19 protein-coding genes and 1 other RNA gene are annotated in these 23,259 nt (G+C 34.6%); 13 read left to right on the top strand and 7 right to left on the bottom strand.

Translation table 11 applies throughout. From position 1 onward, the window contains the following. Positions 1-18: 18 nt before the first annotated feature. Complete coding sequence (kdsB, locus tag Q0992_RS05265; protein ID WP_299521295.1) at positions 19-747, bottom strand: 3-deoxy-manno-octulosonate cytidylyltransferase; 729 nt, start codon at positions 745-747, stop codon at positions 19-21. 40 nt (positions 748-787) lie between these two features. After that, the gene (locus Q0992_RS05260; RefSeq protein ID WP_299521294.1) at positions 788-2,230 is read right to left on the bottom strand and encodes an ATP-dependent RecD-like DNA helicase; all 1,443 of its coding nucleotides are present in this window, start codon (positions 2,228-2,230) and stop codon (positions 788-790) included. Between the two features lie 122 nt (positions 2,231-2,352). Here Q0992_RS05260 and Q0992_RS05255 point away from each other — a divergent pair, with 122 nt between their 5' ends. From Q0992_RS05255 to Q0992_RS05235, 5 genes are all read left to right on the top strand, one after another. Next, entirely contained in the window at positions 2,353-3,078 is a 726-nt protein-coding gene (locus Q0992_RS05255) for a hypothetical protein (RefSeq protein WP_299521293.1), read from the top strand. A 3-nt stretch (positions 3,079-3,081) separates the two neighbouring features. Next, positions 3,082-3,888 (top strand): DUF3822 family protein, encoded by an 807-nt coding sequence (locus Q0992_RS05250; RefSeq protein WP_299521292.1) that lies wholly within the window; start codon positions 3,082-3,084, stop codon positions 3,886-3,888. Continuing rightward, the gene (rsmD, locus tag Q0992_RS05245; protein ID WP_299521291.1) at positions 3,888-4,427 is read left to right on the top strand and encodes a 16S rRNA (guanine(966)-N(2))-methyltransferase RsmD; all 540 of its coding nucleotides are present in this window, start codon (positions 3,888-3,890) and stop codon (positions 4,425-4,427) included. Before Q0992_RS05250 ends, rsmD begins: the two co-directional genes overlap by 1 nt. A gap of 146 nt (positions 4,428-4,573) precedes the next feature. Further along, positions 4,574-5,344 carry a hypothetical protein gene (locus Q0992_RS05240; RefSeq protein WP_299521290.1) on the top strand — a complete coding sequence of 257 codons (771 nt, stop codon included), beginning with the start codon at positions 4,574-4,576 and terminating at the stop codon, positions 5,342-5,344. A 29-nt stretch (positions 5,345-5,373) separates the two neighbouring features. Then, a complete protein-coding gene (locus Q0992_RS05235) occupies positions 5,374-5,871 on the top strand; it encodes a nuclear transport factor 2 family protein (protein WP_299521289.1) in 498 nt (165 codons plus the stop codon). Between the two features lie 51 nt (positions 5,872-5,922). On the opposite strand, the gene rnpB is transcribed toward Q0992_RS05235, so the two are convergent. Beyond that, positions 5,923-6,221: RNase P RNA component class A (gene rnpB, locus Q0992_RS05230), an RNA gene on the bottom strand. A gap of 183 nt (positions 6,222-6,404) precedes the next feature. On the opposite strand from rnpB, the gene dnaX reads away from it, so the two are divergent. The 7 genes from dnaX to Q0992_RS05195 all read left to right on the top strand — a co-directional run bounded on the left by dnaX (position 6,405) and on the right by Q0992_RS05195 (position 16,405). Further along, positions 6,405-8,129, top strand: a complete 1,725-nt coding sequence (gene dnaX / locus Q0992_RS05225; protein ID WP_299521288.1) for a DNA polymerase III subunit gamma/tau — start codon at positions 6,405-6,407, stop codon at positions 8,127-8,129. Between the two features lie 85 nt (positions 8,130-8,214). Continuing rightward, the gene (locus Q0992_RS05220) at positions 8,215-9,780 is read left to right on the top strand and encodes a VCBS repeat-containing protein (protein WP_299521287.1); all 1,566 of its coding nucleotides are present in this window, start codon (positions 8,215-8,217) and stop codon (positions 9,778-9,780) included. 326 nt (positions 9,781-10,106) lie between these two features. After that, positions 10,107-11,963 (top strand): alkaline phosphatase PhoX, encoded by a 1,857-nt coding sequence (locus Q0992_RS05215; RefSeq protein WP_299521286.1) that lies wholly within the window; start codon positions 10,107-10,109, stop codon positions 11,961-11,963. Between the two features lie 65 nt (positions 11,964-12,028). After that, complete coding sequence (locus tag Q0992_RS05210; protein WP_299521285.1) at positions 12,029-13,996, top strand: cytochrome c peroxidase; 1,968 nt, start codon at positions 12,029-12,031, stop codon at positions 13,994-13,996. 84 nt (positions 13,997-14,080) lie between these two features. After that, entirely contained in the window at positions 14,081-14,659 is a 579-nt protein-coding gene (locus Q0992_RS05205; protein WP_299521284.1) for a hypothetical protein, read from the top strand. A 1-nt stretch (position 14,660) separates the two neighbouring features. Then, a complete protein-coding gene (locus Q0992_RS05200) occupies positions 14,661-15,242 on the top strand; it encodes a tRNA-(ms[2]io[6]A)-hydroxylase (protein WP_299521283.1) in 582 nt (193 codons plus the stop codon). A gap of 38 nt (positions 15,243-15,280) precedes the next feature. After that, a complete protein-coding gene (locus Q0992_RS05195; RefSeq protein WP_299521282.1) occupies positions 15,281-16,405 on the top strand; it encodes a T9SS type A sorting domain-containing protein in 1,125 nt (374 codons plus the stop codon). Between the two features lie 50 nt (positions 16,406-16,455). Here Q0992_RS05195 and Q0992_RS05190 read toward each other — a convergent pair whose 3' ends face one another. The 4 genes from Q0992_RS05190 to Q0992_RS05175 all read right to left on the bottom strand — a co-directional run bounded on the left by Q0992_RS05190 (position 16,456) and on the right by Q0992_RS05175 (position 20,539). Then, positions 16,456-16,986 (bottom strand): porin family protein, encoded by a 531-nt coding sequence (locus tag Q0992_RS05190; protein ID WP_299521281.1) that lies wholly within the window; start codon positions 16,984-16,986, stop codon positions 16,456-16,458. 106 nt (positions 16,987-17,092) lie between these two features. Beyond that, entirely contained in the window at positions 17,093-17,998 is a 906-nt protein-coding gene (locus Q0992_RS05185; RefSeq protein ID WP_299521280.1) for a rod shape-determining protein, read from the bottom strand. A gap of 1 nt (position 17,999) precedes the next feature. Next, positions 18,000-20,054, bottom strand: coding sequence for a polyphosphate kinase 1 (gene ppk1 / locus Q0992_RS05180; RefSeq protein ID WP_299521279.1), 2,055 nt, complete (start codon positions 20,052-20,054; stop codon positions 18,000-18,002). Next, a complete protein-coding gene (locus Q0992_RS05175; RefSeq protein ID WP_299521278.1) occupies positions 20,051-20,539 on the bottom strand; it encodes a histidine phosphatase family protein in 489 nt (162 codons plus the stop codon). The genes ppk1 and Q0992_RS05175 overlap by 4 nt, the downstream gene beginning before the upstream one ends. 326 nt (positions 20,540-20,865) lie before the next feature. Here Q0992_RS05175 and Q0992_RS05170 point away from each other — a divergent pair. Beyond that, positions 20,866-23,259: Ig-like domain-containing protein (locus Q0992_RS05170; protein WP_299521277.1), on the top strand; the 2,394-nt coding region annotated here is incomplete at its 3' end.

The raw sequence follows: 23,259 nt of genomic DNA, 5'->3' as shown, positions 1-23,259 counted from the left end.
CCTTTATACTACTGTAATCTATTTCCACAATTGCTTTGCTTTTTCTAAGTCTTCAGGTGTATCTATCTCAACACCTTGTATTTGGGTTTCTACCATTTTAATTTTCTTACCATATTCCAGATAACGAATGCATTCTATCTTCTCGGTGGCTTCAATGAATTGCATAGGCAATACTGCAAAATCCAATAACGCTTCTTTCCTAAAGGCATAAATACCTTTGTGCTTAAAATAGCGAGCCCCTGCTTCTTTATCCCTTGGATAAGGAATTGGGCTTCTTGAAAAATATAAAGCAAAATTGTCTTGGTCTACAATTACCTTAACCGTATTTGGATTGCTGATTTCATCCCAATCCTTGATTTCTACCATAAGCGATGCCAAGTCTATATCTTTGTCTACGTCATCCTTAAATACCTCTAGTACTTTAAACAAGCTCTCTCGTTCTGTAAAGGGTTCATCGCCTTGAACATTAACCACAATGTCACAATCTACTTCAGCTACGGCTTCAGCAATTCTATCGCTACCTGATTCGTGTTCTTTTTTACTCATGATGGCCTTACCACCATTATTCACAATTTCATTATATATAATATCACTATCCGTAACCACATAAACTTCACTAAAAAGCTCAGTAGCGACCGTAGCTTCATAAGTTCTGAGAATAACAGATTTCCCAGCTAAATTCTGCATTAATTTACCTGGGAATCTAGAAGCACTGTAACGTGCGGGAATCATGGATATAATCTTCATATATCTAGTTAATCAGTATTCAAAAATAAAGTATTCTCTCTTAATTAGGAGTATTTTCTGTAAACATATTGTTCTTAAATCCTATGAGGTACAGTTTTTCCTTGGCACGCGTAACGGCTGTATATAACCAGCGTATATAATCTTTATCCATACCATTCGGTAAATAGGGCTGTTCTATGAATATGGTATTCCATTGACCACCTTGGGATTTGTGGCAAGTTATGGCATAAGAAAATTTTACCTGTAAAGCATTGAAATATTTGTTGTTCTTTACACCTAAGAAACGTTTATAATTAGATTTTTCATTGGTATAATCTTTTGCAACTTCTTGATACAAACGATTAGAATCATCATAAGTTAATGAAGCACTTTCAGCACTTATAGTATCCAAAAGTAAAACGGTTTCAAAAGGACGCATACGAGGATAGTCCACCATTTTCACTTTGACTTCAGCAAACTTAAATCCGTATAATTCCTTTATACTAAATATTTCTAAAACCTCAATGATATCTCCATTGGCTATAAAACCTGCCTCAGAGGTTGGTTTAATCCAGAAATAATTATTCTTAACGACCATTAAATAGTCGCCAGCAGACAATTCACTATCATTAAATAAAATTCGCTCCCTTATCTGTTTGTTATATAGGTTAGCACGCTTATTACTACGTACGATAATAGCAGTTTCTTCGTATCCTAAGTTATGATAGGCTTCGTTAATAGCATCCATGATTTCATGACCATCAATTAGCCTTACAATGTCTTGGTAAGAATCGACATTGAATTTAAAGCTGTCGTAAAAACCTGTTTCTAATGTAGCTCGCAGTTCTGTAGCATTGTCTAAAATACCAGAATATTGCTCTTGCCTAACGACCTCATCCAATTCTATACCTGATACGTCTTTGTTATAATTTAAGCTTAATTTATCTGAATCTAAAGCCGGACTTAAATCTGATTTAACAGGTGGCAACTGTGCTTTGTCACCAATTAATAATAGTTTACATTGATGACCAGAATAGACGTATTGCATAAGGTCATCTAAAAGTGAACCATTTTCAAATAATTTTGAATCTGATGGTACATCTGGGATCATCGATGCTTCATCAACAATGAATATGGTATTCCGATGCTTATTAGGCTGCATTACAAATTTCACTCCACCACCTTTATCCTTTTTTGGAAAGTATATTTTCTTGTGAATTGTAAAAGCTTCCTTTTTTGAATAATTAGAAATGACTTTGGCTGCTCTACCAGTTGGCGCCAATAAGACAGCACTTTTTTTAGCTTCCCAAAGATTGCTTACGATGGCACCAATTATGCTGGTTTTACCTGTCCCTGCATAACCCTTCAGTAAATAAATATGATTTGCGGATTTATCAAAAACAAACTGCGATAGCTCCATCAACACCCTATCTTGCTTAGATGTTGGCTTAAATGGAAATTTGGATTTTAAAAGTGTATAAAATGCAGAGGCATTGGTAATCATAAAAAATAAATATGAAGCAATATAGCATTATTCTTTATTGCTACTCTATTTTTTATTTAGATAGTTTTAACGAACAAAAAAAAATTGTAGATTTGCGAGAGACCTAATTAATAAACACTAAAATGAGAGTAATTATAGCAGTTGTAGTAATTATATTATTGACCATCCTTATTGTATGGTTAATAGATAAATTTGTTCCTAAGAAATTAAAACCAGTCATCAATCTTTTGCTTTGGGCACTAATAATTTTCTTGGCATACATGACATTTAATTCGGTTTATGAAGAAATTAAATTCAATAAACTCAAAGTAGAGCGCTATAGAGTTGTTATTGACCGTTTGGTGGATATTAGGGATTCACAATTGGCTTATAAAGAAGTTAAGGGAGAATATGCCGACAATTTCGACAAGCTTATCAGTTTTGTTGAAAATGGACAAGTACCAATCACCCAAAGAAGGGACACATTAGTTTTAGATGAAGAAAGAACACGTGCTTTTGGTGGTGTTGAAACTTTTAAAACTATTACACTAATTGATACACTTAGCTATTACACTGTAAAAGACTCTATTTTTAAAGGCAATAATCGCTTTAAAACTATGGCAGATGTTGGTGTAGGTAAACCTGGTGCTAAGTTTGAATTACAAGCAGGTAAATTAGATGATATTCCAGTATTTGAAGCAAGTGTGGACAAAGCTATTGTTTTGGATGGCGAAGACAAATATCTTATCGAAAAAGAAAGACAAGCCGTTTCAATTGCAGGTGTTAAAGGACCAACAGTGAAGATTGGTTCGATGGAAGAAGTAAACACTAGCGGAAATTGGGGTAAAGATCTTTCAACCAAGGAATAAATTTTGAATAACAATAACATTAAAGAACTGTCCATTCAAGTGAATTTGAATGGGCTTTCTTTTTGCATCTTAAATAGGTCATCAAACACTATTGAATTCCTTAATACTATCGAGTTTGTAAATAAGCTCACTCCTTTTGATGTGCTTAACCGCCTCAAGACAGAGTTAAGCGCTAACTCTAGGTTTTTCGAAAAATTCGATGCAGTAAATGTAATCCATCAGAATGAATTATCGACGCTTGTTCCCAAAAGTCTATATGATGAAAGTCAAAAAGCAAATTATTTAAAGTTTAATGCCAAAATTTTAAAGACCGACTTCATTACTCAAGATGAACTGGCTATTAACCATAGTATCAACGTCTATATTCCGTACGTCAATATCAATAATTATATTTTTGAAACTTTTGGTGAGTTTACATACAAGCATTCTTCAACCATATTAATTGATACTATTCTAAAAAATATTGATCCTGATGGTAATCCTAAGGTCTTTGTACATGTTAACCCATCTATGATTGAGGTCTTGGTCACAGAAAAAGGTCAATTGCAACTGTTTAATGTTTTTGAATACCACAGCAAAGAGGATTTTATTTATTATATATTATTTGTTTTTGAACAATTGCAGTTAGATGTAGAAACCACTATAGTAAGTCTTTGTGGGCGTATTGATAAAAATGATGATATTTATCAAATATTGTATACCTATATAAGGCATGTAGAAACTATAGATGAAGCGTTTAGCTACAGAATATCTGAAGCGATTAAAAATGAAGACATCGACCACAATTATTTGATTTTAAATTCCTTTTAATGCGTATTATCTCTGGCATACACAAAGGCAGAAAAATAATTGCTCCAAAAAAATTACCCGTTCGTCCTACTACAGACATGGCAAAAGAAGCTTTGTTCAATATTCTAAATAATCAATATTATTTTGATGAAATTTCTGTATTGGATTTATTCTCAGGAACAGGCAACATAAGTTATGAATTTGCCTCTAGAGGTGCAGAATTAATTACAGCAGTAGATGATAATTATAGTTGTATAAAATTCATAAATGAGACCGCTGAAGCTTTTGAAATGCCAATTAAAACCATAAAAAGTGACGTATTTAAGCTTTTAGAACATGCCAATCAAAAATACACGATTATCTTCGCTGACCCGCCATACAATTTTGAAATCCAACTATTCACTAGGATTCCTCAGTTAGTCTTTCAAAATGAGCTCTTGGATGAGAACGGATGCTTAATTATAGAACATTCCAAGCATACGGATTTGAGTCTTTTAGAGCACTTTTCATACTCAAGAAAATATGGTGGGAACACGTTTAGTTTCTTTGTAAGAAATTGATTAACAGTAGTGTAGGTTGATTCCTAAAAGAATATTTTCACTACCTTTATAAGCCTTGCAGAAATTCGTTGCACATTTTCTACACATGTTTTTTTCTATTTTTTGAAATGGTTATTTAAGCTATTAACCACAAAAACTAATCAATTATGAAAATTCTCAAAAGAGGGGCTATCGCCCTGTTGATTGTCGTATTTGCGATTAACATCTCCAACTCCCAAGAAGAAAGTCCCACAATGTTTGCAGTACATACAGACAATGTAAAGTTTGAAATGATACCCAAGTACGAAGAGCTTTCCCTCAAATTCAAAACCTTATGTGAAGAACATGAAATTAAGGATCTTAACTGGACCACGATAAGTGTTGAAGATGGACGGTATGTATATGTTATGCCCATTAAAAACATGGCAGAATTAGACAAAAATCATATGGAAGAGATGGAAAAGAAGATTGGTGAAGACAAAATAAATCAAATGTTTACTGAGTTTGATGAATGCTATGATTCCTACAATACTCAAATAGTGCACCTTAAGTCAGAACTATCATATATGCCAGAAGGCTATAGCACAAAAGAAAAAAATCACAGAGAGTACCACTTTCTGTATTACCCGCCAAAGAATGCCAAAGCCATGAAAGAAGCTATGGGTAAAGTAAAAGAAATGTTCAAGGCAAAAGGAATAAAAAATGGCTATGAAGTGTACCATAGTGGTTTCGGTAGTGATGGAATTTATTACATGGTGGCAATAGCTGGAGCTTCCGAAATGGCTATTGCTCAAGGCGGAGAAGAGAACGACAAACTCTTAGGTGAAGAAAAGGATGCCGTATTTTGGGAAGTTATTAAGCTTACATCCAAATACGACCAGGTCGAAGCCAATATTAGACCAGATTTAAGTTACTGGCCAGCTGTTGAAGAAGAATAAGCTTAAAAATTATAACTAAAATCAATAGTATGAAAAATGTATTAATACTGGCAATACTTCTTTTATTCCTAAGTGCTTGTCAGGAACAGAAACAACGCTATTTTGCCGAATCGGAAGAGACTAAAACCTTAGAAGCTGGAATAGCCGCTTACGAAAGTGGTGACTGGGCAACATGGAAAAGTCACTTTGTAGATACAGCAAAGATCTTTGTCAACTCAAAAGAACCAATAACCTTAGATGCAAGACATAAAAACTTATCGTCGATGACGGAAGCTTTCTCATCTTACGGATTTGAGAAAGAAGAAAGTTATATTGAAATGGTACTCGATAAAGAAGATGAGACTTGGGTTTACTTCTGGGGACAACATAACGGGACTATGGTAAATGGTACAAAACTATCCATACCAGTGCACTTAGCGGTCCAATTCATGGATGGTAAAATCATAGAAGAACATATTTATTTTGATGGTACCGAAATGAACGCAGCTATGACTGTAATGCAAGCTGAATCTGAAGCCGAAGAATAGAACAAGACGTTTTAAAACAATAAAAAACCTTCTGGAATCAGAAGGTTTTTTTATGTAAGCAAATCTGTAAGCCGAATTCTGTATCGAGATATTAATCATCTCGACCCTTATCATTTATCTGCGTTTACTATTACCAGCAAACTTTAGCTGTCTACCCTCCAACAATCGAACGTGCAGCCCTCAGCGTTGGTTTACATGACATTGCACCACATAGAGTTTACCTGATTTCACTACAGCATTACCTGTACATACTTTCTGTTGCACTTTTCCTAACCTTTCGGCTGGTGGCCGTTAGCCACTATGTTGCACTATGGTGTTCGGACTTTCCTCCCTAGTGCTGAACTTGTTTCAGTACCTTTTTCAATCAACATTAATACCAAAAGAATGAGATGCAAAACAAGTTCAGTACAAGAGCGATAAGGCGATTTGCAGAAAGCAAAAGTACGTAAATTGTTAATAACTCCTATTAAATTTTGAGCTTCTCAAGTTCCTATTTAGAGGTTATTCTTAAATTTGTATTTCAGTTATTTTACATGGAGCATTTCGTAGTATCAGCACGTAAGTACAGACCACAAACCTTTAAGGATGTTGTGGGACAGCAGGCTATTACTAATACCTTAATCAATGCCATTGAAAATAATCACCTAGCCCAGGCACTTCTTTTCACAGGACCACGAGGTGTTGGTAAAACCACCTGTGCACGTATTCTTGCTAAAATGATTAATAGCGACGGTAATACTAGTGAAGATGAAGATTTTGCCTTTAATATTTTTGAGCTGGATGCTGCTTCAAACAACTCCGTAGATGATATAAGAAACTTAACCGATCAGGTTAGGATTCCACCTCAAGTTGGCAAATACAAAGTCTATATTATAGATGAGGTACATATGTTATCCCAGGCCGCTTTTAATGCATTTTTGAAAACACTTGAGGAACCACCAAAGCACTGTATTTTCATCTTAGCTACTACAGAGAAGCACAAAATTATTCCAACCATATTATCGCGTTGTCAGATCTTTGACTTTAAGCGTATTACTGTAAAGGATGCCAAGGAATATCTTAAATACATTGCAAAAGAACAAGGCATTACTGCAGAAGACGATGCCTTACACATCATTGCCCAAAAAGCAGATGGCGCTATGCGAGATGCATTGTCTATTTTTGATCGCGTCGTTAGTTTTTCTGGTAAAAACCTAACAAGGCAAGCCGTTACAGAGAATCTAAATGTATTGGATTATGAAACTTATTTTGAAAGCACGGATTTGATTCTCGATAATAAAATCCCTGATTTATTAGTACAGTTCAATTCGATATTGTCTAAAGGTTTTGACGGACATCATTATATAGCAGGTTTGGCATCACATTTTAGGGATTTAATGGTTTGTAAAAACCAAGCTACTATAGACTTATTAGAAGTTGGTGAAGAAACCAAGCAAAAGTATGTTGAGCAATGTTTAAAAACGTCCAATGCGTTTTTGATGAAAGGCATTCAACTTGCCAATGATTGTGATTTAAAATATAAGACCAGTAAAAATCAACGTTTATTAGTTGAATTGACACTTATGCAATTGGCCTCTATCACTTATGATGGAGAAAAAAAAAACAGTAAGCATTTTATAATCCCTCCTTCTTATTTTGAAGTAAAAGGTATTACTCCTGTTCCAATTAAAAAACCAAGTGAAACACTAAGCCAACCATCTGAGAAAAAACCGGTGTTAGAAAGGGTTCCCGAAAAAGAAGTAGTGGTAACTGTTTCAGAACCGATGGTAATTCCGAAGATTTCTATCGATAGAGCCAAGACATCAACTTCGGGATTATCATTAAGAAGCATAAAAGAAAAAAAAGAGCATCAGATACGTCAATTAGATGTCATAATTGATGAAGAAGACCTTCCAAAAGAACCTGTTGAGCAAGATGCATTGACAAAGGCATGGAATGCTTATACCATTTCGATGGAGAAAAAAGGTGAAAAGATACTGGCTTCTATTCTACATATGGCAGAGCCGAAATTGATAGATACAGCTATTCATATAAGCTATTCTAATCAAACCAATAAAATAGAGCTCGAACGTGCTCAATATCCACTTCTATCTTATTTACGCAAAACTTTACAAAATTTTGATTTGCATCTCGAAATTAGTGTCAATGAAGAAATCGCTAAAAAATATGCGTTTACTCCAAAAGAGAAATATGAGAAGTTGAAAGAAAAAAACCCAAATATCGAATTACTTAAAAAAACGTTTGGCTTAGACCTCTAGAGTTTATCATAATTTTTTTCATAACCATAACAAAATCATAACAATTATAAATCGTTAAGGCAATGTGTATTTTTGATATTGGAGCATGAAAAAAATTTATCTCCCCCTACTTCTTGCCGTGATTTGCATGTCAATTTCTTGTAAAAATGATTCTAACTATTCAAATCAAGATTCTAATAAAGATTCAGAAATTGTAAATAACAATATTAATACCATGGATGGTGAACAACTATCCAGAATATATTGTGGGTCATGCCACGAATATCCAGAACCCCAACTATTAGATGTTGACACTTGGAAAAACTATATGTTACCTAGAATGGGTTATATGTACGGTATTTACAAAACTAGTGAAGAGCACGAAGCACTTTTTGAGAATAATGAAGGTGGGGAAATCGTAAGGGCAAGTGGATTGTTTCCTAGTACCAGAACTTTAGACAGCTTATCTTGGAATAAAATTCAAAACTATTATCTAAATAACGCACCACGAAGACTCGAAGTGCCACCCAAAAAAGAGATTACAAAGCAATTATCGCAATTCACAACCATTATTCCAGATCAGAAAGTACAAATACCGAGTTCGACTATGGCACAATTCTCAGATTCGGGACAAATCTATTTAGGTGATGCGGTAACACGAAGCTTCTCAATTTTTTCAAGTCAACTTGAATTATTGAATACTGGAAATGTACAGGAAGGAGCTGTAAGCATATTTGATGGTGAAGATGCCTTTTGGCTCACGGTAATGGGCAGCTTCTCCCCTACGGACGAACCTCGTGGTCTTATAGCGACATTACCAAAATCACCTAGCGTTAAATCGACTGTTCCAATTAAAAGGTTACAACGTCCTGTTCATAGTGATTATGGCGATTTAAATGGTGATGGTTTTATGGATATTGTGGTTTCGGAATTTGGAAAGTGGACTGGAGCACTTTCGGTTTTCATAAATAATCAAGGCAATTATACTAAGAACGTTTTACTTGCTACACCAGGTGCCATTAAATCTTACATGAGAGACATGAATAACGACGGTCATTTAGATATAGTTGCGCTTTTTGCTCAAGGTGCCGAAGGTGTAGATATTTACTATAATGATGGCAAAGCCAACTTTACGCGAAGCCGTGTTCTAAAATTTTCACCTTCAATGGGTGGCAGTTTTATGAATTTAATTGACTACAATGACGATGGACATCTAGACATTCTTTTTACGGCTGGGGATAACGCCGATTATAAACCTGTAATGAAACCCTGGCACGGCATCTATGTATTTCTAAATGATGGAAACAACAACTTTAACCAAGAGCTCTTCATTCACCATAATGGAGCCTATAATGCAGTAGTCGAAGATTTTGATGGAGATGGTGATAAAGATGTAGCTGCTATATCTTTTTTCCCTGATTGGGTCAATACACCTGAAGAAAGCTTTGTATACTATAAAAATAAGGGAGATTCAACCTTTGAGCACTTTACATTTCAGGAAGTTAATAAAGGACGCTGGGTAGTTATGCATGCTTCAGATTACGATAAAGATGGCGACATAGATTTGATTCTTGGATCATTAGCTTTTGAAGTCGTTCCTAAATTGGGTTACGTTGAACAATGGATGAAAGAAGGTATTCCATTTGTCATTCTTCAAAATAATAAGTTCTAATCTCCTGTTTATAACACTTCTAAATAGTAATAGATTGGCAGCTATAATTTCCGAGGTTTTTTTTTGGCACTATGGCATAACTTCCTAAGTCAGCTTGTAGTTAGTACTTTATCCTATTTGCGATATGCGATAAGCTAGAATTTGTGTTATCAAAATGTAAATTAACACAGTAGTGCATCCCAATTTTGATAACGATAAAAACACATATTTAATGTTTAGTTAGCAATAATTTTAAAAAGCATTTAATCTGTCTTTACAAAGCGAAAGTAATTTTAGGTCATTAATTATTTAACCAAAAAACCTTTTAATCTTTAAAAAAACTAAAAATGAAACGTAAATTACTTACTTTTCTTGCATGTGCGTACGGACTAGTTTCCACAGCGCAAAGCGAATTTCCTATGTCAGTAGACGTAGATTGGACAGCTACTGAAGTTGTAGTTCCACCATCACCATTTCAGTATCAAGTTCTTTTTGTAGGAGCTACTGATATGGTACAAACAGGTATCAATGAAGCAGTACCTGCTAAACAATGGCATGATTTTATAGGCTTTACTCCAATTACACCCGAGGATTGTGTTGATGACGCTAATGCTATTGGCTGGGTATCCGTAAACCACGAAATGATTCAAGCCAATGATAAGATTGGCGATGGTGGTGGAATGACTGCCTTTTTATTAGGTAGAGATCCGGTTGATGATTCTCTGTATGTCATTCCACAAACATTGACCGATGGTCGTCAAGGAGATTTCTTTAATGTAGATTTCTCTAACGTAGGTGAAACAGGTATGAACTGTGGTGGTATCAATTCCAATATCGATGGTCGTATTTGGACGGCAGAAGAATGGTTCAGATCTGATAACAATTCTTTAACGGTTGACTTTACTACTGGTGGTCCTGGTGTACGCGATTTAAGCGACTATACTATTAAATATACGGAATTTGAAATGGCGAATTTCCAAACCATTCAAAGATATCAAAACTTTAACTGGATGGTAGAAATAGATCCAAGAAGTGCAAAAGCAATACGTAAGCAATACAATTGGGGACGTCAGCCTTTTGAAGGTGGAACTATTGCCAATGATAACCAGACAGTTTACATGGGTGCTGATGCAACACCAGGATTTTTCACAAAATTCGTTGCTGATACACCTGGTGATTTTACTATTGGTACAACTTACGTTTACAAGCACGACAATCCTGGTGGTGATCCATGGGTTGAAATAGATAACCAAGATTTCACTAAAATGCTAAACTTTGGTACTGAAGCTATATCAAGTGGTGCTACTATGTTTAACCGTTTAGAATGGGTGACAATTGATAAAAATACCGGTAAGGTATACATGACTGAAACTGGTAGAGACAACCCTGCCTCTCGTTGGGAAGATGAAGCAATGGCAGGTGCCGTTTACGCACCTCATCATCTACAACGTGCTATGGATCAAGGTGCTACTGGTCCAGATGACCCTGCATACTGGGATTACTACGGACGTATCTTAGAATTCGATCCTGCAACTGGCGATGTCACTATTTTTGTTGAAGGAGGACCTTATTTTGCCAACAGTCCTGATCTAGCAAGTTACCCAACAAAGCACCTATCAAACCCTGATGGATTAAACATGTTATATGTTAATGTAGGAGGAACAGACAAAACTTACATGCTTATTAATGAGGATTTAAATGGAACTTCCTTTGGTAGAACTCCAGACGGAATAAGCGATCGTATGTGCGAGATGTATATCTTAGACATGGAAATAGCTAATCCAGGCATAGATGATTTGATTCGTTTAACCCAAACACCTAGAGGCGCAGAAGTTACTGGTGCCTGTGCTACTATAGATGGAAAATCGGTATTAGTAAATTCGCAACATCCTGCGGATACAAATCCATTCCCATACAATAATTCTTTAACATTTGCCATAACAGGTTTTGATGACCCAACTGCATTGGCAACATTATCGAGTAGAGATTTTGATGGTGAGACAGGAAGGTTTAGCATTTATCCTAACCCAACTGAGCGTATTATATACCTAAGTGAAACAACGGACTTAGCATTATACGATATTACCGGAAAGCGTATAGGTGTATATCGCAATGTTAGCTCAATAGATATTACTGGTTTAGCAACTGGCACGTATTTATTGAAAACAAAAGATGGCTTTACTAGAAAAGTAATCATAAAATAATTTTTTAATTTTTCAAGAGCCAGATGTAACTAGCATCTGGCTTTTGTTTTTTATTTCATCTTATCATGAAGATCAATACCCACATAGTATCTACTGGTTTATTATTTGGCTTTATTTATCTTTTATTCCTTCAATGGTCAAATTCAAGCTTTAAAAGTCTTAATGATAAAAATTACAGTCCTAAAGCTATTGGTAATATTAATGCTAAGTATAAAACTGATTTTGGAGAATTTGTAAAATCCACTTTAGACTTTAGAGTAGCTACTGAAGATTTTATCCATCAAAAAAAGTCAACAGAGGACTTAATTAATGATTATCGAATACTGCGCGATAAATTTAAAACCGTAGAATTTATTATTGAATATTTAGATAAAGAGGCCTTTGACAAAATTATAAATGGTGCACCTTTACCCAAACTTGAGAAAAAAGTAGCAGATATTACAGTATTACAACCCCATGGTTTTCAAGTAATTGATGAAATAATAGCAAGTGAAGGTTTATCAACTTTAGAGATAAAAGAAGAACTTATAAGGGAAGCTAAAACTCTTGAAAGGAATGTTAATGAATTTCATTCTTTTTTAAAAGCTAGAAAAATCACAGACAGACAGTTCTTTGAGGCAGCTCGTATGGGTATTATACGCTTAGCTACCTTAGGTACTACAGGTTTTGACACTCCTGGTACATTACAAGGCATTGAGGACGCCAAGGTGGTTTTAAATCATTTAAAAATATATCTCAATCTTTATAAACCTGAATTAAAAAATGTAGAACGAACCGATTTGCTTAAATCCTCTAATAAAATATTCAAAAGAGGATTGAAACTTACCAAAAATGAAGATTTTGACAACTTTAACAGATTGATTTTCATAAAAGAATTCATAAATCCTGCTTATAAGGTCATAAAGGATATTCATTTGGCTTTAAGCTATGAAACTATAGATGAAGTTTCACGTTTTATTCAAGCCGTAAATTACAAATCTGATAATATATTTAATCCTGATTTTCTGAATTCATTTTTTTATGTAAGTCTGCAAAATGATAGTACTTACAATGCCAAAGCAGAACTCGGCAAACTGTTGTTCTATGACCCTATTCTGTCCAAAAATAATGAGATGTCTTGCGCAAGTTGTCACAATCCAAAAAAAGCATTCACCGATGGTAAAACTTTAAGCTTATCAAATGCTGGAAGCCCGATGAAGCGAAACGCCATGACACTAAATTATTCTGTGTATGCTATATTATATTTTCATGATCTAAGAGCAAAAAATCTTGAAAATCAGTTTGAGCACGTTGTGGTAAGCGAAGATGAATTTAACACATCTTATAAAGAGATTATCGATAAAGTGAACCAAAGTAGCAATTATAAATCTTTATTTGAAAAGGCCTTTCCGGATATTAAGGCCAGAAAAATACGATCTAATGATATAGATTATGTATTAGCTGCCTATGTTATGAAGCTTAATACCTTTGATAGTCCCATTGATAAATTTTTCCAAAACAAAATAGCTGAATTACCAGAATCCGTTGAGCGAGGTTTTAATTTATTTGCAGGTAAGGCCGCTTGTGCGACTTGTCATTTTGTTCCATTATTTTCTGGAAACTTACCCCCTTTATTTATGGATACTGAGGCGGAAGTTTTAGGTGTCCCAGAAGACAAAGAAGAACCGTGGTCATTAGATGATGACCCAGGAAGATTAGGAAATGGTGTTACACTAGATAAAGCAAAATTTTATCGAGCAGCTTTTAAAACACCTACAATAAGAAACATAGAATTAACTGGGCCTTACATGCACAATGGTGTTTTTGATACTCTAGAAGAAGTTATGGACTTCTACAATAAAGGTGGAGGTGCTGGTGGAGGTATAAACCTCGAACATCAAACTCTAGCTAGCGATCCGCTCAATCTGACGGATAGAGAAATTGAAGATATTATTGCTTTTATGAAAGCGTTGACAGATACGAAAAAATTCCAACAACCAGAAGATTTGCCTAGAGATTTTGAAAACGAAAATATTAATAAAAGAAGTTTTTAGAACTAAAACCTACAGTTAAAATAAATTAAATATTCTCATATTGTGCTTATAAAGAATATCTTTGATTAAGATATATCAATTGATATGAGAAACATTGTTTGTATTTTTCTTTTTCTAGTGTTTGTTGTGTCTAGCTGTGAAGGCCGAAAAACAAAAAACCAAGCGCTTTCTGAAGATATTGAGGAGTTTAAAAAAACCGTAACGGTAGAAGTTCCTGTTTACGAACCCAAGTCTTACCTAGAACGCCAAGTCGACACCTTATTGCATAATGGCTATAGAGTAAAGATAAAGACTCATACCGATATGGATAATGCAGTGCTATTCACTAAAATTAAAGACACAATCAACTACCAGACCTATTATAGAAATTTTAAGTTCAGCATCCTTATTGAAAGAAATGGTAAGCGTATTTTCAATAACTATTTTGATAAAGAGCATATTAACCAGCTTTTTAAATACAATGCTTCTAATATACCAGCGTTAAAAGATTTTGATAAGCTTAGCGTGCTAAAATCCATTGAATTAAATGAGGGTGTATCAAATTCTGAAAGCATAGAAATAGATGTATTGTATGCCATTCCAAATACGGATAGGGTTTCTTTGCATACAATGATTATAAATGAAAGCGGAATGATGACTATAGAACAAAAACTACTCAATTAAAATGCTAGGATTAAAACTACCAACAGACCCAAGATGGGTAAATATTGTCGAAAAAAATATTGAAGACATTTTAACGGATCATGCCTATTGTGAGCAAAAAGCGGCTAGTACAGCTATTTCTTTAATCGTGAGTTTCCCAGAGTATACCGAACTTGTTGAAGAAATGATAGATCTTGTGAATGAAGAGATGAGTCATTTTAAAATGGTACATGATCTTATTTTAGAAAGAGGTTGGATACTCGGCAGAGATCGTAAAGATGATTATGTGATTGCACTTTTAAAGTTCTTCCCTAAGGGCGGAAGTAGGGCTACACAATTGGTACATCGGCTTTTGTATGCAGCACTCATAGAGGCACGTAGTTGTGAACGTTTTAGATTATTGTCTGAAGAGCTAGAAGATAAAAAGCTAGCAAAATTCTATAGAAAACTTATGATTAGTGAAGCAAGTCACTACACAATGTTCTTAAATTTTGCTAGAAAATATGGAGACCGTAAAGAAGTCGATGAAAAATGGCAACTACTCCTTAATTATGAAGCGGACATTATAAAAGATCTAGGAAAAAAGGAAACCATCCATGGATAATTTTTAATTTTTAAGACACAATATATACTTATCCTATTATGAAGCACCCTTATCTTATTGCTTTTCTATCAATTTTGTTTTGCTGTAGCCTAAATAGTCAATCCGACTTAATAGGAAATTGGTATCTAGACCATGTTGTAAAGGATGGCGTTACTTATCCCAATTACTTTAATGACATGACCATTTTCGACATTGAGTTTACCAACGAACCAGGAACCCTATCTGATAGTTTTGAGTTCTCAATGGGACATGGTTGCGAGGCTTCACAAGGTTTTTACACTATAAATTCAGATGAAATAACGATTTCAGGAATTACTACCGTTAGTTTTGATTGTTCGACCCAAGCGCATTCACAATACAATACACTTTTTTTCGATGAATTTGACTACGATAATAGTAGTAATGGTTCAATGCATGGTTATGTGATTTCTGGAAATACAAATGATGAAGTCCTAACCCTTACTAATTTGAGTGGGAATTCTTTAGTGTATAAAAAGCAACAACCTCAAGGAATACTGGTATCCACGTGGTGGTTATATCAAATTGACATTCCTGGAAATCCAGTAATTAACATTCCTGAAACTGAAAGTCCTAATATTATGTTTACTAATAATATATATCCACTGAATCCCTTTACACCCGAAGCCCATGGATCCGGACAGTGCAATGGCTTCTTTAGTACGTATTTTGTATCTTTTAATGGTGCCAATAATATTAGCTTTAGCAATTTTGGCCAAACACTTATTGATTGCTTTTTTTCTCCATTTGAATTGGTCTACTTTCAAACATTGTCGGAGCCAAGCACTAACTTTTTTGAGTTTGAAATTGTAAACAATGGAGAAACACTTATTCTTACAGATCTTTTGGGTACTCGATTGATTTTTGGTGATGAAACATTATCTACTGGTGACAAAGTAACCGAATCTGCAACTATTTCGTTAAAGCAGAATCCTATTGAAAATCAGATAAAGCTCCTCTATAATGAAAAACTACTATTAAAAGATATTAAATATACTATCTACACTATTAATGGCAAACGTATTATATCGGAAGCTTTAAATCGAGATTCAATTAATGCCAGTAATCTAAACTCTGGTGTCTATTTCATTAGTTTCAGTGAAAATAACACTATAATATCAACGCTAAAGTTTGTAAAAAAATAAAGGCCTTAACCTATAGTTAAAACCTTTTCAACTTTGAATATATCCTAGTTCTAAATCTTTATTCCAATACCAAATTGCATAACATGATTTTTTGCTTCAACATCAGTTAAATCTTCATCGAGAATATTAGACAAACCATAAGAGTATCTTGCATCGACAAAAATTTCACTAGTTATCATATATTCGGCTCCAACAACACCAGAAAAAGCAAAGGTTGAAAAGCCATCATTATTCTTCCAAGTCTTTAACGATACCTGTGGTCCTGCACCAAAAGATAATCGATCAGAAACCGATAGCTTTAGCATAATTGGCATTTGAATATAATCCGCTCTAATATCTTCATCTTTTCCACCTTCAGCAGACCATTGTAATTCTACATGCAATGCTAATTCTTCGGATAAGCCAAAATCAACAAAACCTGCAAAAGCAAAGCCATTACGATGTTTATTTTCAAAAGTAGCATCAGGATCAAAATCTAAGTTAGAAACATTAAGTGCGCCTCTAACACCATATTTAATCTCTTGTGACATGCCCAAGGTCAAAAAACATGCGAACAAAGTCGTAAGTATAAGTTTTTTCATAATTATAAATTTGAGACGGTTAATATAGTTTAAAATCTAAATTTTAGGTAAATGTATAGATTTTTGTAGTAATAAATTAGTTTAACTGTAATATTGTATATCATAATCATATGGTTACACTAGATACGGTCTCGTAATATATACTCTTTATAATACCATCAGATAGACCAATTTTGGGCACAAAAATATCTTTAGCACCACTCCATTTCATTGCTGACAAATATATGCGTGTGGCCGGAATAATAACATCTGCTCTATCCTGATTTAAATCTAATTGAGTGATTCGCTCTTCATAAGAATAGCTTTGTAATGTATTATAATAGTTACTTAAGTAAAAGTATGTCAATGGTTTACCCAAATCCTTTCCTGATATTTTAAAGATTTTATTGATATTACCGCCAGAACCGATAAGCTCAATTTTATAATATTGGTGAGTGTTTTCTTTTATCCATTGTTCTACATCATCCCAAGTTTGTTTCTTTACCATGTCATTTAATAATCTCACTGTTCCGATCTTAAATGATTTAGAATTCACTTTGCCTCCATTATGAATTATCGAAAACTCTGTACTACCACCTCCAACATCTACATAAAGGTACGTTCTATTAGGGTCTATAAATGAGTGTAAATCCGTTTCCGCAATGATTGCAGCTTCTTCTTCCCCATCAATGATATCAATATTGATACCTGACGAGTTTAAAACCCTACTGGTTAATAGCTCACTGTTGCTTGCCTCTCGCATTGCAGATGTAGCACAGGCCTTATAACGATTTACTCCATGCGATTTCATTAATAAACTAAATGCCATCATGGTATCCACCATACGCTGTTGATTATAGACTGATATTTCACCGTTAATAAAAACATCTGCCCCTAATCTAATGGGTACACGGACTAAAGAATTTTTTTTGAATTTTACAGGTTTATCAGCCTCTTCAATAATATTTGATATGAGCAGTCTTACAGCATTAGATCCTATGTCTATAGCTGCATATTTTTGTATCTTCAGCATGTTATCCTTCTAGCTTATTTAAATAATAATTATATGTATCGAATTGTGCCCTAACCTTGGGGAAATCATTTCTACGATACGTATTGTCCTGTGTTTGGTTGATATAGCGTGCTTTTACATTATCTCTCCAACAAATCTCGTAAAGATCCAACAATTCCTTTTTAATAGCCTTGTCATAAATCGGGCAGCTCACTTCTACTCTATTGTCGATATTCCTAGTCATCCAATCGGCGGATGAAATGTATATTTTTGGATCATCATTATTAGCAAACACATACAATCTTGTATGCTCTAAGAACTTGTCAATAATACTCATTACTTCAATATTTTCGCTCATGCCTTCTACACCTGGCACCAAACAGCATAATCCTCTAACAATCATTTGTATTTTCACACCAGCCCTACTGGCTTCATATAACTTATCAACCATTTTATAGCTGCTGATACTATTCATTTTCAATTTAATATAAGCCGGTTTCCCCTTTCTTACATTTTCAATTTCATTATCGACAAGCGCAAACAATTTTGTTTGAGTATAATGAGGAGACACAATAATGTGCTTATATCTACGAACAACATAGTTAACTTCTAAAAAATTAAAAACCTTATTGATATCCTTAAGGATTTTAGAATCTGAAGTTAGCAAGGTGAAATCCGTGTAGATTTTCGCTGTGGATTCATTAAAATTCCCTGTACTTATAAAACCATATCTAACGAGCTTATGCTTTTCTTCACGTTCAATGACACACATTTTGCAATGCACTTTTAAGCCAGTAACACCAAAAAGCATTTTTACACCTGCATCTTGCATTTGTTCGGCATAGTTGATATTGGCTTCTTCATCAAAACGGGCTCTAAGTTCTATCGAAACTGTCACTTCCTTGCCGTTTTTTGCAGCATTAATGAGTGAACTGGCGACATGCGAAATTTGAGCAAGCCTATATATTGTAATCTTAATGGTTTTTACATTAGGATCTAATGCAGCCTCCCGCAAAAACTCAACGATGTACGAAAACCTATGATATGGTGTATAGATTAAATAGTCTTTCTGGGCTATTGTCTTAAATATGCTTTCTTTGAAACTTAACCCCTTTACAGGTAGTGGCTTAATTTTTTTGTACAAAAGGTCTGTTCTTCCTAAGCTCGGGAAGTCCATATAGTCGCGTCGATTATGATAACGCCCACCAGGTATAATACTATCTTTAGAATCAATAGCCATACGCTCTAGAAGAAAACTTAAGGTATCTTCGTCTATATTTTTATCATAAACAAAGCGTACTGGATCTCCACTTTTTCGCCCTTTAACACTTCGCGACAGTTTATCCACAAAACTCTTACTCAAATCACTATCAAAGTCAAGCTCGCCATCTCTAGTAATCTTAATCATATGAGCCGTGATTTCATCATAACTAAAGATGTTAAAAATATCATCTAAGCAATACCTTATTAAATCATCGACCATAATGATGTAATTAGAATCGCCTTTGCTCGGTAAGACTATAAAACGATCCATCGCTTTAGATATTTCTATAAGCGCATACTGAGTTGGACCTGATGCGCTCGACATCTTTACATTAAGATAAGCGGCACTATCCTTAAGTTCGGGTATATCGACATCCTCGTTCAAAACAATAACAACCAAAGCCGGACTAATTTCCTGATAGAAGTGGTTCTTTATAAAGTCGTGTTGGTCTGGATCAATGTTAGTTTCATTGATAATATGAATCTTTTCTTGTTGCAATTCTTGAGTTATAGAATCTAGGATTTCTAGACTTTCACTTTGCTGTCCTATAACAATTTTTGTAATCTCTGCCAAAAGGTCACTTGCTTTAATACCACCCAACTCGCTTTTCCCTCCTTTACCGGCTTCATCGATTCTTTTTACTGTAGCATATCTAACCTTAAAAAATTCATCCAAATTGTTAGAAAAAATACCTAGAAATCTTAAACGCTCTATTAAAGGAACGCTTTGGTCTGCAGCTTCTTGGAGTACACGAGCATTAAATTGCAACCAACTCAACTCACGATTGATGTAAATATTCTTGTCTTGGGTCATTGTTTTAACTCCTTGGGAATAATAATTAGTTCAGTAGTGCCTTGTTTTAAATTTTGCCAATTTTCGATGTCAAATTTAAGCTTAATTAACCCGCTAGTTGGAAGATTTCCAACAAACTTATCACCAAAAATATTTGCAATAGATGTGAAAGCATGATTGTGCCCAAAAATCATAATGCTTTCATATGAATTAGGCAAAGTTTTTATAAAATGTATCACACTTTCACCACCAAAATCATATAAATCATCTGCAATTGAAATAGAACTTTCTGATAAATTGAAGATTTTTACGAAGATTTTACATGTGGACAGTGCTCTGTTAGCTGGACTCGAAAAAATATATCTTGGGATTGCATTAGACTTAATAAATTCATTTGCAACTAATTGAGCATCATTCATTCCTCTTTGTTTTAGAGGTCTTTGTCTATCGGAAACATCAAATTCCCAAGAGGATTTTCCATGTCTTACAAGTACTATTGATTTCATTTAATTTCGATTAAGTGCAATTTTTTTCGATAAAATGTTGCATATCTCCGTTTTAACGATTATTTTGCCGCTTTAACTCTAATGTTTGTTTAAAATTATGGTTATAAGTTCTTTTGTTTTGTAAAATTAATGTAAATGACCCCAAATCAAAAATATATTAATCCATTCAAGATTTCATTTACAGTAATTACTTCCCTCTATTTTTTTGCAATTAACGAAACAAAAATGTTGCTTAAATTTTGAATGATTGATAGTATCACCTATTAAGTGAATTTCATCATACAAAGTTTAGTGCATCATGGACATTATAAGTTATTATGTACAGTATGAGAAACAAATACAATTGTATTTCAGAGGTTAGTATAACTAAAGCTATAGCCATAGTTTTATTGGTAATACTCCCAAATATACTACTAGCGCAACAGGCGCCTTCTATTCAAACAGGTGTGACCTTTCAATGGGAAGATACGCAAGGCAATAATGCCGATCCCGCTACGATTCAATCGGTTACAATTGATGGGACCATCTATAATACCTTTGTGGTTCCTTCAAGTTATGAAATGACGCGTTTGGGTCCAGATGGGCACAATCCTAATAGAATCAGGCGAAACGGAGTTTTTGTAGGCGGAGATAGTGGTCAAGCTAACTGGATTACAAATGCTACTGCTGCATTTCAAGATAAAAATTTAAATCATTATTTTGCCGCTAACCCTAACGGAAGAAATATTTGCACAGATTTTACTGCTGCCTTAACTACAGATGCACAGAAACAGACTATTTTTTATAGTCCTTCAATACCTGCAAATGAAGGTGGTGTAATTGCCGTAACAGAACGAGGTGGAAATAACTGTTTTTATATAGAACTTTGGGGAACACCAGTTGGTGGTGGTCCCGAACAAAGATTAGGAGAAACTTTTGTGCGTAATTCAGGTGATTATCGTGGCTGTAACTTTGGAGCACCTATTGCTGGCTCTGACTATTGGCAATCTGGTCGTTGTAATGAAAATGGACAAACAATAGCCATAGCTTTATTTCATTTAAACGATATAGCACCTACGGGATCCCGAATAACCAGAATAGAATTTGTTGCCGCAACTAGAGACCATGGTGACGGTAAATTTTTTATTCTCCAAAAATATGCCATTGATAAATTCGAAACAGGTTGTATCAATAATAAATTTGATGGAGATCTCGACTTAACTAATAATGTGCCAGACGGATCTACTTACAGTTTGGTTTCTGGGCCCTCACCAGCTGGCGATTCGTTTACTCTAAATCCAGATGGAACTTACAGTTATGTACCCACTAGTGGCTTTACAGGTAATGTGACGTTCGAATATGAAGTTTGCCTCCCTGCGCCTAATACAACAGTATGTGATCAGGCAACGGTTACTTTAAACTTTGTTAATCTTCCACCTTCACCCCAAGCAAATATCAGTTGTGGTTCTGGAAATGATGATTTTACTATTACTGTAACCTCTCCTGTAGGAGCAGAATTTGAGTATTCACTAAATAATGGGCCTTTTCAATCATCTACTGAATTTACTGGTTTACCAGAAGGAAATTATTCTTTGTCTGTTCAAAATATATTCACAAGATGTAAAAATGAAAACTCAACAACGTTAACTTTAGAGAACTTGGAAATATCTGCTGTTGTAACTGATGTTTTATGTAACGGTGAGAATACTGGCACCATTGACATTACAGTTACAGGTGGAGAAGCGCCATATACATATTCTTGGAATAATTCTGCTACATCTGAAGACTTATCCAATGTTTCTGCTGGAACGTATACCGTTACTGTAACCGATACTAACGGCTGTACAATATCAGGTAACTATACTATTGATGAACCTTCAGAAGAATTGACATCAACAATAGCATCAACAACAGATGTTTTATGTAACGGTGAGAATACTGGCGCAATAGACCTTTCAGTTAGTGGAGGAACAGCACCTTACTCATATTTGTGGAGTAATAGTGAAACCACTGAAGATATTTCAAATCTTACTGCTGGCACTTATTCTGTAACAATAACTGATGTCAACGGTTGTACTACTACAAATCAGGCTACTATTGATGAACCTAGTGATGCATTAATAGCTTCAGTGAGCAATACAGTGAATGTTGATTGTTCAGGAGATACAACAGGAAATTTTACTGCAAATGCTACTAATGGAACACCTCCTTATCAGTTCTCCATTGATAATGGCACTAACAATCAAGCAACTGGATTATTTGAAAATCTAACAAACGGAACTTATACAATATTAGTTACTGATGCCAATAATTGTACAACTACAACTATTGCAACCATAGGTGTTAATGACACCGAAGGACCACAAATTTCTGTTCCAAGTACGATTAATTTAGAAGGTTGTTCAACATCAGATATCACAAGTGCAAATTCTGTATTTGATTTTAATGATTCAGGTTCTAGTGATGTACAATCTGTATTTGCATCAAATCCAAATTATAATGCATCTGATGATTTTAATATTCAGAGCATCAACTATATTGATTCCGTAACATCGACAAATAATTGCCCGATTACAATATTAAGAACATTTACAATAACTGACAATTGTGGAAATACGGCAACGGCAACACAGACCATCACCGTGGAGGATACAACACCACCTACTATTAACGTGCCTGCCGATATCACTATTGAATGTACGGAAGACGAGTCCTCCGCAAATACCGGTGTGGCCACTGGT

Origin of the sequence: Winogradskyella sp. (assembly GCF_028289625.1) — a bacterium.
Classification (GTDB): domain Bacteria; phylum Bacteroidota; class Bacteroidia; order Flavobacteriales; family Flavobacteriaceae; genus Winogradskyella.
Note: the sequence above shows the minus strand (reverse complement) of the source record. Positions and strands in the feature narration are given on the sequence as shown.